This is a genomic window from Anaerohalosphaeraceae bacterium, from assembly GCA_037479115.1.
GTDB lineage: Bacteria > Planctomycetota > Phycisphaerae > Sedimentisphaerales > Anaerohalosphaeraceae > JAHDQI01.
This window is the reverse complement of sequence record JBBFLK010000008.1, coordinates 96,697-111,266: the sequence shown is the minus strand read 5'-3', so window position 1 is coordinate 111,266 and position 14,570 is coordinate 96,697. Positions and strand designations below refer to the sequence as shown.

12 protein-coding genes are annotated in these 14,570 nt (G+C 56.4%); 11 read left to right on the top strand and 1 reads right to left on the bottom strand.

Annotated features, from left to right (window positions below; translation table 11 throughout):
• Positions 1–387: 387 nt before the first annotated feature.
• The 3 genes from WHS88_05860 to rnk all read left to right on the top strand — a co-directional run bounded on the left by WHS88_05860 (position 388) and on the right by rnk (position 2,728).
• On the top strand, positions 388–1,125 hold the full coding sequence (locus tag WHS88_05860) for a C4-type zinc ribbon domain-containing protein (GenBank protein MEJ5259697.1): 738 nt from the start codon (positions 388–390) through the stop codon (positions 1,123–1,125).
• A 50-nt stretch (positions 1,126–1,175) separates the two neighbouring features.
• Complete coding sequence (purN, locus tag WHS88_05855) at positions 1,176–2,222, top strand: phosphoribosylglycinamide formyltransferase (protein ID MEJ5259696.1); 1,047 nt, start codon at positions 1,176–1,178, stop codon at positions 2,220–2,222.
• A 92-nt stretch (positions 2,223–2,314) separates the two neighbouring features.
• Positions 2,315–2,728, top strand: a complete 414-nt coding sequence (gene rnk / locus WHS88_05850; GenBank protein ID MEJ5259695.1) for a nucleoside diphosphate kinase regulator — start codon at positions 2,315–2,317, stop codon at positions 2,726–2,728.
• Between the two features lie 101 nt (positions 2,729–2,829).
• Here the strand turns inward: rnk and WHS88_05845 are convergent, their stop codons facing one another.
• Entirely contained in the window at positions 2,830–4,074 is a 1,245-nt protein-coding gene (locus WHS88_05845) for a hypothetical protein (GenBank protein ID MEJ5259694.1), read from the bottom strand.
• A gap of 243 nt (positions 4,075–4,317) precedes the next feature.
• Here WHS88_05845 and clpX point away from each other — a divergent pair, with 243 nt between their 5' ends.
• The 8 genes from clpX to flhA all read left to right on the top strand — a co-directional run bounded on the left by clpX (position 4,318) and on the right by flhA (position 14,559).
• A complete protein-coding gene (gene clpX, locus WHS88_05840; protein ID MEJ5259693.1) occupies positions 4,318–5,586 on the top strand; it encodes an ATP-dependent Clp protease ATP-binding subunit ClpX in 1,269 nt (422 codons plus the stop codon).
• Positions 5,587–5,847: 261 nt separating this feature from the next.
• On the top strand, positions 5,848–8,319 hold the full coding sequence (locus WHS88_05835) for a tetratricopeptide repeat protein (protein MEJ5259692.1): 2,472 nt from the start codon (positions 5,848–5,850) through the stop codon (positions 8,317–8,319).
• Positions 8,316–9,053 (top strand): hypothetical protein, encoded by a 738-nt coding sequence (locus tag WHS88_05830; protein MEJ5259691.1) that lies wholly within the window; start codon positions 8,316–8,318, stop codon positions 9,051–9,053. Before WHS88_05835 ends, WHS88_05830 begins: the two co-directional genes overlap by 4 nt.
• Positions 9,037–10,428, top strand: coding sequence for a sigma-54 dependent transcriptional regulator (locus WHS88_05825; GenBank protein ID MEJ5259690.1), 1,392 nt, complete (start codon positions 9,037–9,039; stop codon positions 10,426–10,428). The genes WHS88_05830 and WHS88_05825 overlap by 17 nt, the downstream gene beginning before the upstream one ends.
• Positions 10,429–10,449: 21 nt before the next feature.
• Positions 10,450–11,025 carry a flagellar basal body-associated FliL family protein gene (locus WHS88_05820; protein ID MEJ5259689.1) on the top strand — a complete coding sequence of 192 codons (576 nt, stop codon included), beginning with the start codon at positions 10,450–10,452 and terminating at the stop codon, positions 11,023–11,025.
• Complete coding sequence (locus tag WHS88_05815; GenBank protein ID MEJ5259688.1) at positions 11,022–11,981, top strand: FliM/FliN family flagellar motor switch protein; 960 nt, start codon at positions 11,022–11,024, stop codon at positions 11,979–11,981. The genes WHS88_05820 and WHS88_05815 overlap by 4 nt, the downstream gene beginning before the upstream one ends.
• Before the next feature lie 28 nt (positions 11,982–12,009).
• Positions 12,010–12,402 carry a FliM/FliN family flagellar motor switch protein gene (locus WHS88_05810; protein MEJ5259687.1) on the top strand — a complete coding sequence of 131 codons (393 nt, stop codon included), beginning with the start codon at positions 12,010–12,012 and terminating at the stop codon, positions 12,400–12,402.
• Between the two features lie 15 nt (positions 12,403–12,417).
• Complete coding sequence (flhA, locus tag WHS88_05805; GenBank protein ID MEJ5259686.1) at positions 12,418–14,559, top strand: flagellar biosynthesis protein FlhA; 2,142 nt, start codon at positions 12,418–12,420, stop codon at positions 14,557–14,559.
• Positions 14,560–14,570: the final 11 nt, after the last annotated feature.

The window sequence follows — 14,570 nt, the reverse complement described above, 5'->3', positions numbered from 1 at the left end:
TAGGAATGATGGAGGTCTGATATGAGAAAATAGCCTCGGGCGTAAGCCCGGGGAAGATGGGGATAGGGTTTTCATTCTCTTTTTTCCCCGCCCTTGCGGGCGGGGCTGTCGTATGATGCCTGCTGACGCAGGCTCCAAAAAATAGGCCGTCGGGATTTGAATCAGCCAGTGTGGGCAATAGCCCCGGGTAAGAATTAAGGAAATGAAGAATTACGAATTCAGAATGGAGAAAAAATAGCCGGAGGGGAATCGGATTCCGGTGAAGAGGAGGGGAAAAGGAGAGCAAGAAAATCGGGAAAAATTTTATTGCGGAAGGTTTTCAGGGAGGTCATAATATTTCGTTTAATTTGATGAGGGGAACTTTTACAATTTCAGAGAGGACTTTCGATGGGACCGATTTTAGAGGGGTTAATCAAGCTCCAGCGGATCGAAAATCGGCTTCGGGCGGCCAAGACGAAGCTGAACCGATGCCGTCGGAGCGTGCTCTTTCAGGAAAACCAGCTGCGAACCCTGCAGAGCAATCTGGAGGCCAAGCAGGAGGAAATCCGGATGACCCGAATTCAGGCGGACCGGCTGGAGCTGGAACTGAAGGAGCGTGATGCCTACATTGCCAAACTCCGCTCTCAACTCAATTTGGCCCGCACCAACAAAGAATATTCCGCCATCCTCACCGAACTGAATACCGCCAAGGCCGATGATGCCAAACTCGAAAATCAGGTTCTCGAATTGATGAAGAATCTGGAGACCGACCAGGCGGCGTGTGCGGAGATTCAAAAGCAGATTGAAGAGCAGAAGGCCCGCGTGGAGCAGGTGCGGACGGAGGCGGAGGTCAAGGCGGCCGAGTATCAGAAGGATATTGATGCAATTCAGGCGGAGTGGGACGAAGCGGCTAAGCAGATTCCATCGGAGGTTTTGAATCTGTTTGTCCGGGTGGCCGAGACGTATGACGGCGAGGCAATGGCGGCGATTGAGAAGTCGGATGAGCATTCAGCTTCCTACAGCTGCGGAGGGTGTTTTATGGGGCTGCCGGCGGAGATGGTGAACATCCTGACGACCAAAGATGAGATTTTACGCTGTACGAACTGCACACGAATCCTCTATCTGAGGGAAAGCGGTACAGATTAGCCGCTTTTTTTGTTTTCAAGGATGCCCAGATGGGGAGTTCAAAAGGAGAAATGGTCTTACATCTTTATACAGACGGAGGCAGCCGGGGCAATCCGGGTCCGGGAGCGGGGGCATATCTTCTTCAGACGCCGGCAGGGGAATTCATTGAAAGCCGGGCGATTTATCAGCCGGAAACGACGAATAACATTGCAGAGTACACGGCGGTACTGGAAGGGCTTCGGGCGGCTCAAAAGCGGGGGGCAAAAGAGCTCGTACTGTTCAGCGACAGCGAACTGCTGGTACGGCAGCTCAATGGGCAGTACAAGGTCAAAAGTGACAATCTCCTGCCGTTGTATGAGGCATGCCGAAAGATTCTGGCCGGTTTTGACCGGTGGAGGGCGGAGCATATTCCGCGAGAGAAAAACGCGGAGGCGGATAAGCTGGCCAATGAGGCAATGGATTTGCGGCGAGACATTTACCGGGAGGGCTCATGGAGGGATATTCAGCCGATTCGGCTGGGGATTTTGCTGAGCGGGGGCGGGCGGACGATGGTGAATCTTCACCAGGAGATTCAGGCGGGACGTCTGCCGGCCCAGATTGTGCTGGTGATTAGTTCCCGTTCGACGGTGGCGGGGGTGCAGCGGGCTCGGGAAATCGGGCTGGAGCCGGTGATTATCCGCCGGAAGGATTTTGCAGATGTTCATTCATTCAGTGAGCGGATTGCGGAGGAACTGGACAAGGCCCGCGTGGATTTGGCCGTGCAGGCGGGGTGGCTGTGTCTTTGGGAGATTCCCAAGCGGTATGAAAACCGGGTGATGAATATTCATCCGGCGCTGCTGCCGAGTTTCGGGGGGCAGGGGATGTGGGGGCATCATGTTCATGAGGCAGTGCTGAAGGCGGGCTGCAAGGTGAGCGGCTGCACGGTACATTTCTGTACGAATGAATATGATGCCGGGCCGATTATTGTGCAGCGATGCTGTCCGGTGCTGGAAGGGGATGATGCGGATACCCTGGCCGCCCGGGTATTCCGGGAGGAATGCATTGCCTATCCGGAGGCAATCCGATTATTTGCCGCCGGTCGGCTGAAGGTCAAAGAAGGACGAGTCCATATTCAGTAAGCCGCTGTCCTGTTTTTCGCCCTTTTGGCTTGCCGCCGGTATCTGGAAAGACTATATTGGGGAGGATGAAGAGTTGAATTGGAGGCCGCTGCATGAAACAGAGGACTATCTACATCACTCAATTTGATCAGAAACGGCTGGAAGAGCTACTTGATGTAGCCCGGATGTTCGGCGGCGGTCGAGAGGACCTTCAAGCCCTGGAAGGAGAGCTCCGACGGGCTCGGATTGTTTCACCGCAGGAGGTTCCGCCGGATGTGGTGACAATGAACTCAAAGGTTTTGCTGCGGGATATTGATACTTCTGAGACAATGATTTACACCCTTGTCTTCCCGAAGGATGCAGATATAGACAACGGGGCCGTTTCAGTTTTGGCACCGGTTGGAACAGCCATCCTCGGCTATCGGGAGGGGGATGAAATCCAATGGCGTGTGCCGTCGGGTTTGCGTCGACTTCGGATAGAAAAAGTTCTCTATCAGCCGGAAGCCGCCGGAGATTACCACTTATAAGCTTCCGCATCAGGGCCGTCGGGCAAAAACACTCCGGTTTGTTGGTTTCTGTCACAACCCTGTTTTTCTTTGTTTTATAAAGCGAAACGGCGCTTTCTCTGCTAAGAACCGAGCTGGCAATCGGGCTGGTCGGGGGTTGTGCAGGACAGCCAGTTCCGGCTCAGACAGGCCAAATCTTCCAGATCGACCCGGCAGTCTTTGTTGATGTCGCCGGGTTTGTAGCCCCAGTCTCCGCATTCGAGCTCAAGAGCTGCTTGAAAAAGGTCGGCTTGGATATAGGTTTCCTCCTGAGACCAGACAATTTGTCTGCCGGCGATATCGGCAAATCCGATTTCATTTTCATAAGGCGTATTCAGCAGGGTGACGATGTTGCCGAGATTGTAGATGGAAACGGCTTTGAGCTTCCAGCCGGATTCGTTTCGCGGCTCGCTGTCATCCAGGAAAGCGGGGGCTCGGGCGGTTGTAACCCAGACGGCAAAGGGCCCGTCGAGTCGAGGGCCGCTGTGCAGATATTCATCGAGAATGCCGCCCGGTCGAATTCGCTGGATAGTCCAGTGGGGCGCTCGGTAATCTCGAACCAGGCACAGGACAACCTCCCAGCCGTACCAGGCGCGTCCAATGAGGGCATTGTCGGAGACACGGATGCTTTCCAGATAAAAATTTTCCGGCAGAGGAACACTCTGAATCGAAGGGGCGGCGGGGTTGGTTAGGTCGGCTATTTTTGCCGTTCCGCCTTCTCCTGTATATTCAATCCAGACCAGATAAGGCGATTCAAGAGCCAGACTGCTGACGTAGGCGTTTTCCGGAAGCTCGGCGATTCGGTACGTTTGCGGATTCTGAAAGTCTGAGACATCCGCGGCTGTAACGATATCTCGATACTCCGTGCTTTCTCCGGAACCGGCGTACGCAATCCACGGTCCGTTGATGTCAAAGACCGAAACGTTTATGTTCGGCTGGATGGTGAGAATCTGCGGGGAGGCGGGATTTTGAATGTCGGCGACCCTCAGGACATTCGGAGATGGAAAGTCTTCGCTTTTGTAAAGGGCTCGGCTGCCGGATATTTTGACGCCGTTGGCCCAGGGAACGTACGGGTCAATGAGAAATTCGGTGCGGTTGGGGTCGTCCATTCGGATGCCGTATAATTGAGGAACTCCGGAAGGATTTCGCTCATCCAGCCAGACGACGGCTTCGGATGAGGCAGCGAACGTTTCATTGTAGCCGAAAGGACGGCTGTCTTCATTGGTATTGACCTGAACGATGGAGCCGGTGTCGAGCGTCAGGGCGAACAGGGAGGACAGAAAGACGGTTTGTGCGGTCAAAACGGAAAGAAACCAAGAGTTTTTCATAATTGGACCTCCTGAAAAGCAGGTTCTGGTTTTGTTCTTTTGCGATTCAGAAGCGTTTCACGGTTGCTCGGAAAGAGGGCGAAACGATGCTGAAAAACTCCTTGATTATTGTCTTAGTGTATGCTGTCCGGAGGAAGAAGTCAAACTTTTTCGGCGGAAAAGCGGGTTGCCTATTTTGGATTTAAGGGGTAGAATAATTACAACTGGTAAGAATCGAGAAAAACCGTAAAACGGAGTCGATAAATGGCCAAAACAAACAATTCGGGAAAAACCCGGGAAATGTGCAGTTTTTGCGGGCGCAGCAAGCATCCGATGGATGCCTTTGTGGCGGGTCCGGGCGGGGTGTATATCTGCGCGGATTGTGTCGAGCTTTGCTACAACATTGTTCGGCAGGAAAAGCGCCGGCAGAGCTCGTCTTCAGAACTCATTCGGGATGTGCCGAAACCGCGGGAGATTAAGGAGTTCCTCGATCAATATGTGATTGGTCAGGAAAAGGCCAAGAAGGCCCTTTCGGTGGCGGTTCACAATCATTACAAGCGGCTGCTGCATACAGACAGTCGGGATGAGGATGTGGAGATTGATAAGTCGAACATCCTTTTGATTGGTCCAACGGGGTCCGGCAAGACGCTTTTGGCGCGGACGCTGGCCCGCGTGCTGAATGTGCCGTTTGCCATCTGTGATGCGACGACGGTGACGGAGGCGGGGTATGTAGGCGAGGATGTGGAAAACTTTCTGCTGCGGCTGCTGCAGGCGGCGGATTTTGATATTGAAGCGGCCCAGCGGGGGATTGTGTATGTCGATGAAATCGACAAAATCGGTAAAACGACACAAAATGTCTCGATTACCCGCGATGTTTCGGGGGAAGGGGTTCAGCAGGCACTCTTGAAGATGCTGGAGGGGACGATTGCAAATGTTCCTCCGCAGGGGGGCCGGAAACATCCGGAGCAGGCCTACATTCAAGTGGATACCACGCATATCCTCTTCATTTGCGGCGGGACGTTTGTGGGGCTGGACAACATCATTAAGAAACGTCTGGGAAAAAAACTGATTGGCTTCGGCTCGGAATACGAAGGGCGGCACGACAAAAAGGCGGATTATTCGGAGATTATCTCTCAAGTCACTCCGGAGGACATTATCGAGTTCGGGATGATTCCGGAATTTGTGGGGAGACTTCCGATTATCGCAACCCTGACAGCGCTGGATGAAGACGCTCTTGTGGACATTCTGACCAAGCCGAAGAATGCACTGGTCAAGCAGTATCAGAAGCTTTTTGAAATGGAGAATGCGGAGCTGCGTTTTACGGATGAGGCCCTTCGGCTTTTGGCTAAGAAGGCGATGCAGCGGGATACAGGGGCGAGGGCATTGCGGGCTATTGTGGAGGATTTAATGCTGGATTTGATGTATCGCCTGCCGGAGGAACCCAAGCCGGGCCGATATGTCGTGACGCCGGAGGTGGTGGAGGGCAAGGTGGATTTGTTTGCCGCCGCCCGGCAGAAACGGGAGTCTGCTTAACCGGCTCCGGCTGAATAAGACAGGATGAACAACCAAGGAATCTCGGCTTTTGTCGAGATTCCTTTTTTTGTATGGAAAACAGACAGGCAGGGGGAGTCTTGCAGATTTTTTGGATGGATTGGGGGCGTTTTTTCACTCAAAAACCTCATTTTTCTAACAAAAAACACAGTTTTGATTGGGTGGCACATTTCTTGCACATTTCGGGAGCAGTGTATTGTGCGCTTACAGTGTGAATAGTGGATGGATAATATAGGGAATTAAATGGCTGAAAAAAAGAGTCCTTTCGAACTGTTTGCCAGCCCGATTTCTCCGGAAGTGCGGGAACAGGAGCTTTTTGTCGGCAAACCGCCTCGGAAGGAAAGTCCGAAACCTGAGTCCAAAGGTGCCGAGATATTGTCGGATGCCCGTCGGGTTCAAACGGGTGTATCCTGGGACCGCCGCTGGTTTTGGGTTCTTTTTTTGCTGGCTGTGAATACTCTGATGGCAGGTGGGGTTGTTTGCTATTTGGTTTTGTCCGGGGCTTTGCGAAAGCCCGTTGAAGCGGCGGCGGAGCCGGCTTCAGTCCAGTCTAATTTGCCTTTGGAAACGGTTCCTGAACTGCCTAAATTAACAGGCCGAGATGGGGCAATGGATCCGACTGTTTTGATGCGGAGCGTTCAGCTCAGTCCGCTGACGCGAAAGGTTTTGGATGAGTCGGTATCGCTTCGTTCCGCCGAAGAGCTGTACCGGGCCCGGGACTATTTTAAGGCCTGCTATGTTTTTGGGCGTCTTCGTGAAAATTTGATGAAGAACAACCCGGCCGATGCCTGTCTGGACGATTATCTGACACTGAGGATGGCTCTTTGTCTGCAAAGGACACAGGAGCAGGAGATTTTGACGGCCTTGTTTGCCCAGGCGCTCGAAAGCCGTTCGCCGGTTGTGCGGGCCCTGGCCTATTATCATTTGTGTTTTCTGCAGATGCACAATCAGCAGTTTCTGGAGGCTCGAAAGAGTGCCTATCGGGCGTTGTCGCTGATGTCGGTTATGGATTCGACGATGCCGGCTACGATGGAATCGGACACCTATTTTGTCGCGGCGGAGGCGCTGCTGAGGATAGCGCTGAAACTCAAGCAGGAATCGGGCCTGCTGCCGGGGCCGCTGTGGTCCGATACAGTGCCGATTGCGGAGGTTCCGCTGGAGGATGCGGCGGCACTGAAGGCGTTTTTAATGAGGGGATTTGAGGAAATTAATGTCGGGGCGCTGGGGCCGAAAATTGTCTATCGGCCGCAGGCAGAAACAGGGTCGCAATGGACGGCGGTTTGCCTGCGAAGTCCGCTGGAGGAGATTTTGTGGAAGTACAGTACCGCTTCGGGCATCAATGTTCTGTGGGAGGTTTCAGAGGAAACGATGCGTCGGCGTCCGGTGACGCTGTATCTGCCGTCTGCGGCGGGGACGTATCTGGCGGAGCTGGCGGTCGGGAGTACCGGCCTGCTGTGGCGGTTTGACGGGGCATCCGCCCGGCTGTATGACCCGGAGACCTACAAGGATTTGGAGGAGTACAGGACCGCACTTCTGGCGGAGGCCGTTGCGATGTGGCAGCGTTTTCTGCTTCGGTACCACGGCGAACACCGAGCTCCGAATGCCCATTATGCATTGGGCGTTTTGTATGCGCTTCAGGGGCAGCCGATTCCGTCGCTCAGCGAGTTTAAGCTGGTCAGTTCCCGCTATCCTCATCACCCGCTGGCCCCCTATGCGCTGGCGTATTCGAGCCGACTGAAGGCGCAGCTGGGAGATTTTGAAGGAGCCCGTTCGGACCTGAACGAGCTGGTGATGCAGTATCCGGAAAATCGGGCGGTCGATGAGGCACATCTGTATTTGGCGGAGGCGTCGGCAGAGAAGGGCCTGTATGAGACGGCTGCGCGGCTTTTTGAAAAGGTCTATCGGCTGAATTTTTCCTCATCGGTTCGGTCCCGTGCGGCGTATGGCCTGGGACGGTGTGCGTATGAGAGCGGCGATTATGAGCAGGCCCAGCGTTGGCTGAATGAGACGCTGGAACTGATGGAGCAGGACAAAAACAGCCAGACCGGCCCTGTTCTTCATCTGCTGGGCCAGGTTTGTCTGAAACGGGGGGATTACGAAACTGCCGCTGCTGTTCTGAAGGCATCGCTGCGTCAGCATCTGACGGAGGAGGAAGCGTTTCAGGCGAATCTGAATCTGATAGAGGCCAAGATTGCCCGTCAGCATTATGTGGAAGCCATTGAGATTTTGGAGGGGATTTCTGAATCGCGTCTGAGCCAAAAGCAGATGTGTGAACTGCTGCTGCGGCGGAGCCGGATTTTGCGGGAGACGGATTTGGCGGAAACGGCGGTTTCGCTGCTGCGGCGCCGGCGGGAGTTTATTGCGGATGCCGGGCTGCGGGCCCAGATAGGGCTCGAATTGGCCCGCTGTTATATTCAGATGCAGGATTTTTCAGCGGCGGAGAAGGAACTGACAGAAGCCGTGTATGACCTGCAGGAGCCGTCAGAAATTGAAGAAGGGATGTATCTGCTGGCCCAGACAGCTTTCCAAAGGGGTCGATTGGACACGGCTCGGACCTTCTGTGAGCAGATTTTGTCGATGGAAGGGGTGTCGGAATCGATGCGTCAGAAGACCTTTGTGCTGCTGGGCCGTGTCTATGAGGGGCAGCAGCGGTATGCGGATGCTGCGATGGCGTATGGAGGCATCGTCCCGATGCAGGAGGCAGGCAGGCCGTGAATAAGTGCCGGATTTTCATCATTTTGGTTTGGGCTGCGGTTTTTGCCGGGATTTCCGCAGCGGCGTTCGGACCGGAGGACCCGAATATTCCAAGCCGCACGAACGAGCTGCGGCGGCAGATTCTTCAGGAGCAGATTCAGCCGGTCTATTTGTCGCTGACGTCGGTGAGCACGGTGGACTTGGATTTGCTGATTGCCGGGCTGGAGCGGCTGACCGTTCCGGTTCGGTCTCCAAGAGAGAATTCGCCGGAAAAGGCGTCCGGCACAGAAGCTTCATCCCCGTCTGCGTCGGAGGCGGCCGAGCAGCCGGCGTCTGATGCGGAAAAAACGGAGCTTACGGATGAAAAGCCGCTGCCGGAAGCTGTCCGCGCGGCCGAAGCTCCCCGCGGACTGGAGCGGCTGGATGCAGTGGCGCAGCCGATTGATGCGATGGGGGCGGCGGATGCGTTGTTTCGGTGCGGGGATTTTGAGCGGGCGGAGCGGTTTTACCGGCTGGCTGCCGAGCGGGCCGGTTCACCGAGTGAGCCGGACTGGCAGTGGGCGGTTTTTCAGCGGGCCAATTGTCTCCGTCATTCTCAGCCGGAAGCGGCGCGGCGGCTTTATCAGGAGCTGCTGCAAAAGGCCCCCGGCAGCCGATGGAATGGGGCCGCCAGGGCATCCCTGGAACTGCTGGATTTGGCGGACAGTCTGCAGGCGTCAACCCTGAAAGGATTGGTGCGTGAAGCCGACCGTTAATCTCAATGAGTTTCGACAGGTTCTGATTCTGGACGGAGAAGCGGAGTTTAACCGGCTTGTGCTGGAGTCTCTGGCTCAGCGCGGGATTCGCGGAACGGTTGCCGCAGCGGAGCGGACGGCGCGGCGTCTGCTGGGGGAATGCGCCTGGACGCTGATTTTTTACAATCCGTCGATTGAGGATGGGGCGTCCGGGTCCGGAACAGGGCTTCTTGGTCAGATTCGCCGGCAGTTTCCGGAGACACCGGTCGTGGCTGTCGGACGGGACTCGTCCGAGGAAGCCCTCCGGGCGGTTCGGTCCGGCTGTGCGGATTATCTGGTCAAACCGGTCTGTCCGAAGCGTCTGGCGGCGGTTTTGGACCGGTATCTTCCGGTTCATGATTCCGAGGCATTGCTCTGCTTTGAATCGCTGGAACGCCGGCAGGTGATGGTTGGGCGCAGTCGGCGTCTGGAGGAGGTTTTGAGGGCGGCTGAGAAGGCGGCGGGCAGTTCTGTTTCGGTTCTGTTGTGCGGAGAAAGCGGAACAGGCAAAGAGCTGCTGGCTCATTTCATTCACAGCCGGAGCCGCCGTGCGGAAGGGCCGTTTGTTCGGGTGAACTGTGCCGCTCTGTCGGAGACGCTTTTGGAAAGCGAACTGTTCGGGCATGAAAAAGGGGCGTTTACCGGGGCTCTGTTCAGCCATCGAGGACGTTTTGAACGGGCGAATGGAGGCACTTTGCTGCTGGATGAGATTACGGAGACGCCGCCGGCGTTTCAGGCCAAGCTGCTTCGTGTGCTGGAGGAGATGAGCTTTGAGCGGGTGGGGGGAAGCGAAAGCATTCGGGTCAATGTACGCATCATCAGTACGACCAATCAGGATATTCTTCGGCGGGTGCGGGAAGGCGCATTTCGGGCCGACCTGTATTATCGTCTGGCGGGGGTGCGTCTGACGCTGCCGCCGCTTCGGGAGCGAAAGGAAGACCTGCCGGCTCTGATTTGGTTTTTTGTGAACCAGTATGCGGCGGAAACGGGCCGTCAGATTCAGGGAATTGAACGGGAGACGCTGGATTTGTTTGAGCAGTACTCCTGGCCCGGGAATGTTCGGCAGCTTCGGAATGTGGTGCGGACGGCGCTGATTCTTGGGGAAGGACCGCTGCTGTCAGTGACGGGGCTGCCGAGTCTGATGGAGGAGCTGGCGGAGGAGTCCGCAGAGACGCAGGAGCGGTTTTTGGAAAAGAGGATTTCGCTGGAAGAGGTGGAGCGTCAGGCGATTCTGGCGGCCCTGAAGCGTGCCGGCGGGAATCAGACGCAGGCGGCCCGTGAACTGGGAATCAGCGATCGGACGCTTCGGGAGCGGATTCGACGATATCGACATCAGGAGATTTCGGCAGCACAGTAAGGCAAGCAGAGGAAGACGGATATGGCGTCGGAAAAAGGACAGGATAAGCGGACAACGAAAAGTACATCAGTGCCGATGGAAGGCGGGAAAACCGGCTGGATGTTCTGGGTGATGCTGGGGGCCGTGGCGGCGGGGGCCCTGAGCGGCGGATTTGCCCTCTCGCAGCTGCTGGGCGGAACAGATTCGGAATGTCCGGCGGCTCAAACGGCCGAACCGGCCAAGGTGGAGAAAAACTTTGATGAGTTCCTTCTGAAGAACAGCCAAAATCAGCCGGCATGGATTTACGAGGGACTGGAGGCGATTGTGTCCAATCTGGATGAGCCGGGGGTGACACGCTATGTTCGGGTGACGGTGTCGCTGGAAATGAGTCCGGAGATGGACCGCACGAAAGGGGAAGCGTACCTGAACGAGCGGAAGCTGGTTTTGCGGGACTGGCTGACGACCTATTTTGCAGGTTTAAGTCTGGAGGATGTGCGCGGCAGCCGCAATCTGGAAAAGATTAAGCGGCACATCCGCGAGCAGTTTAATGAGCTTTTGTTTCCGAACGGCCGTCCGTATATTCAGCGGGTTTTGTTTCGGGAGTTTGCCGTCCAATGAGCGGTGCAGAGACAACGATTGTTCTTCCGCGTGAGAAGCTGATGCGTCTGGTGGAGCGGGCTCGGCAGACGGCGGTGCCGGAGCCGGAGAAGCCCGCGGAGGAGTTTGACTGGACACGCCCTCATCGGTTCGGTTCCGATGCGCGGGCCCTGCTGGAGGGGCTGGGCAACCGGATGATTTTGTCCATTCAGAAAGGACTCAGCGAACAGACGAACAGTACGGTGGAGGGGGTGCTGAAGGGGGTTCGGGAGCATTTTGCGTATCGTCTGGCACAGACGGTCGGTGTGGGCAAAGAGGGCCCGTATGTGATCGGGCTGCGGGATGACAGCAAGCAGTGTGTGGGCTGCCTTTTGTTCACGTTTGAGAATGCCCGGTTTCTGGTGGCGCAGATGCTGAATGACCCGGAGGCGGCGGTCGGTCAGAATGGAGAGTTTTCGGCGCTGGAAGAGTCGATTCTGATGGATACCTCCACGGTTCTGGCGGGTTTTCTGAGCGACGTTCTCCAGGAACAGATTCGTCTGAAGGTTCAGCCTGCCGGCCAGCCGGTGCGCGGGGACTGGCTGATGCGTTCCCGGATTCTGGAGGATTTGTTCGAATGGACGCTGGAGATTCAGTACGGCTCGTGCGCGGTGGAGTTTTCGCTGGTGCTCGAATCGGCCCTTCTGGATTCGTTTGCAGGGGTTCCGACGCCGGCGGCGCTGAATCCGAGCCAGTGTTCGGCCCGGATTCTGGAGCGGCTGCGTCAGGTTCCGGTTTCCGTTTGCGCCACGCTGGAGACCAATTTGATTGGACTTGGAGATTTGGCGGGACTGGAGCGGGGGGATGTGCTTGTGCTGGGGCAGAAGATTCGGCGTCCGTGGCGGGTGCTTCTGAACGGACAGCCCTGCTTTTTTGCCTATCCGGCGCAGCAGAACGGAAAGATTGTGCTGGTTATCAGCGAAGCGGAAAGCGAATAGAAGAAAGCGGGGAACAGGGAGAGTTCATATGGCGGATACAGAACAGACAGCGGTTCCGGAGGCGTCCATCGTTTCCGGTCCCAACAGCACGACGGCGGTTCAGGAAGCGGACTTTGCATCGGCGGAGGGGCAGGATGTTCGCAGCGGTCAGGAACATCTGGATATGCTGCTGGATATCCAGCTGCCGGTGACGGTTTCGCTGGGCAAGACGGATATTCCGCTGCGCCGTCTGCTTCAGCTCCAGCCGGGCTCAATTCTGTCGCTGGAGAAGCGGATTGGCGAGCCGGTGGATTTGATTGTGCAGGGGGTGCCGTTTGCCGCAGGGGATATTGTGGTGGTGGAAGACTGCTACGGCGTTCGGATTCGCGAGATTCTGAATGCGGCGGCGGGATTGTCCGGCGCCGCCGCCAAATCAAGCTGAGGAAGGGGTTTTTGAATGACCGGGCGTTCTGCGGGAACAGCAGAGAAAGGATTTGGCAGCCGGCCTATCGCCAAACTGGCCGCCAACAGTGATTTTCTGTTTGCATCGGGGCTGGTGGGCGTTCTGACGATGCTGCTGATTCCGCTGCCGACTTTTCTGCTGGACATCGGGCTGGCGTGCAGCATTTCACTGGCGGTGGCGGTTCTGATTATTGTGTTGGCGGCTCAGGAGCCGCTGGAGCTGTCCACGTTTCCGTCGCTTCTGCTGATTACGACGCTCTTCCGCCTGTCACTGAATGTGGCCTCCACGCGTCTGATTCTGCTGCAGGGCAATGCCGGAACGATTATTCACACCTTCGGGAATTTTGTGGCGGGGGGCAATCTGGTTGTGGGACTGGTGATGTTCCTGATTCTGGTGGTGATTCAGTTCGTGGTGATTACCAAAGGAGCGGGGCGCATCAGTGAGGTCAGCGCAAGGTTTATTCTGGATGCAATGCCGGGCAAGCAGATGTCGATTGATGCGGATCTGAATGCGGGCATTATTACGGATAAGGAAGCCAAGCAGCGCCGGGATGCCATCGTCAAGGAAAGCGAATTTTACGGAGCGATGGACGGTGCAAGCAAGTTTATCTCGGGAGATGCCAAGGCGGGTCTGATTATTACGGCCATTAACCTCATTGGCGGGATTCTTCTGGGGTGGACCAAGGGAATGCCGATCGAAGCGGCGCTGCGGCATTATTCCGTCCTGACCATCGGCGACGGCCTGGTCAGTCAGATTCCTTCGCTGATTATTGCCGTCAGCAGCGGCTTTCTGGTGACGAAAATCCGTTCGGAGAACACCGTCGGATTTGATATGACCCAGCAGATGTTCCGCCAGCCTCAGGCGCTGCTGATTGCCTCGGGGGTTATCGGGGGCTTTGCGCTGGTTCCGGGCTTTCCGAAGATTCCGTTCCTGCTGATTTCGGGCGTAATTGGGTTTTTGGGCTGGGGAGCCAGGAAGCAGACCTCGCTGGAGAAATCGTCTGAAAAGAGCAAACCGGAGACCTCGTCGTCTGCGTCGCCGGATGAGCCGCCGGCGGAGGAACTCCTGCAGGCGGACATTCTGTCGATTTTGGTTGGGGTCCGTCTGATTAATTTGGTGGACCCGCGCCGTCAAAGCAGTGTGTTTGAGCGGATTGGCGCTTTGCGGAAGAAAATCGCCCAGAAACTGGGCTTTGTGTTTCCGCTGGTTCGCCTGCGGGATGATATCAATCTGGAGCCTTCGTCCTATGAGATTCGGCTGTATGACCATGTGATTGCCGCCGGGCGGATTGAGCCCGACAAATACCTGGCGATGGATTCCGGGGCGGTTCAGAAGCCGGTGCGTGGAATCCCGACGAAAGAGCCGGTGTACGGTCTGCCGGCGCTGTGGATTGCGGCGGCAGATAAGGAAACGGCCGAACTGAACGGCTATACAGTGATTGACCCGGAGTCGGTTCTGATTACACATTTGTCGGAAACGATTATGCGGCATGCCCATGAGCTGCTCAGCCGCGAGGATGTTCAGCAGCTGCTGGAGCGGCTGCGGAAGGTGCAGCCGTCGCTGGTCGGGGAGGTGGTGCCGGAGGTGGTTTCGGTCGGGCTGGTTCAGCGGGTTCTGCAGAATCTGCTCAAGGAGGGGATTTCAATTCGGGATTTGCCGCTGATTCTGGAGGCGCTCGGAGAACACGGCGGACGAACAAAGAATGCGGTCCTGCTGACGGAGTGTGCCCGCAAGGCACTGGCCCGGACGATTACGGAGCGGTTCAAAGGGCCGGACGGCAAAATCAATGCGATGGTTCTGGAACCGTCGCTGGAGCATCAGCTGCTGGGCTGTGTGCAGCAGGGAGCGGACACCATCACGCTGGCGGTCCCGCCGGAGGCCGCTTCCCAGCTGAATCAGGCGATTGCACAGGCGTGGAAGGAGATGCTGGACAAAGGGATTGAGGAGCCGGTTCTTCTGTGCGATGCGCGGATTCGGCCGGGTCTGGTGAATCTGATTTCGCGGTCTCTGCAGCGTCTGCCAGTGGCTGCCTATGATGAGATTTGTACGGGAACGTCGGTCAATCCGGCTGAAACGGTTTCGCTGCCGGAGGTTTCGTCGGTGCTGAATCCGGCGGGTGAGCCGGTCGGAGTCTGATTGAGCCGTTG

Bases quoted from the DNA above. Each gene is read 5' to 3' on its own strand.
- flhA (MEJ5259686.1), top strand. From the start codon at position 12,418: ATGACCGGGCGTTCTGCGGGAACAGCAGAGAAAGGATTTGGCAGCCGG.
- WHS88_05810 (MEJ5259687.1), top strand. From the start codon at position 12,010: ATGGCGGATACAGAACAGACAGCGGTTCCGGAGGCGTCCATCGTTTCC.
- rnk (MEJ5259695.1), top strand. From the start codon at position 2,315: ATGAAACAGAGGACTATCTACATCACTCAATTTGATCAGAAACGGCTG.
- WHS88_05860 (MEJ5259697.1), top strand. From the start codon at position 388: ATGGGACCGATTTTAGAGGGGTTAATCAAGCTCCAGCGGATCGAAAAT.
- purN (MEJ5259696.1), top strand. From the start codon at position 1,176: ATGGTCTTACATCTTTATACAGACGGAGGCAGCCGGGGCAATCCGGGT.
- WHS88_05815 (MEJ5259688.1), top strand. From the start codon at position 11,022: ATGAGCGGTGCAGAGACAACGATTGTTCTTCCGCGTGAGAAGCTGATG.
- clpX (MEJ5259693.1), top strand. From the start codon at position 4,318: ATGGCCAAAACAAACAATTCGGGAAAAACCCGGGAAATGTGCAGTTTT.
- WHS88_05835 (MEJ5259692.1), top strand. From the start codon at position 5,848: ATGGCTGAAAAAAAGAGTCCTTTCGAACTGTTTGCCAGCCCGATTTCT.
- WHS88_05845 (MEJ5259694.1), bottom strand. From the start codon at position 4,074: ATGAAAAACTCTTGGTTTCTTTCCGTTTTGACCGCACAAACCGTCTTT.
- WHS88_05820 (MEJ5259689.1), top strand. From the start codon at position 10,450: ATGGCGTCGGAAAAAGGACAGGATAAGCGGACAACGAAAAGTACATCA.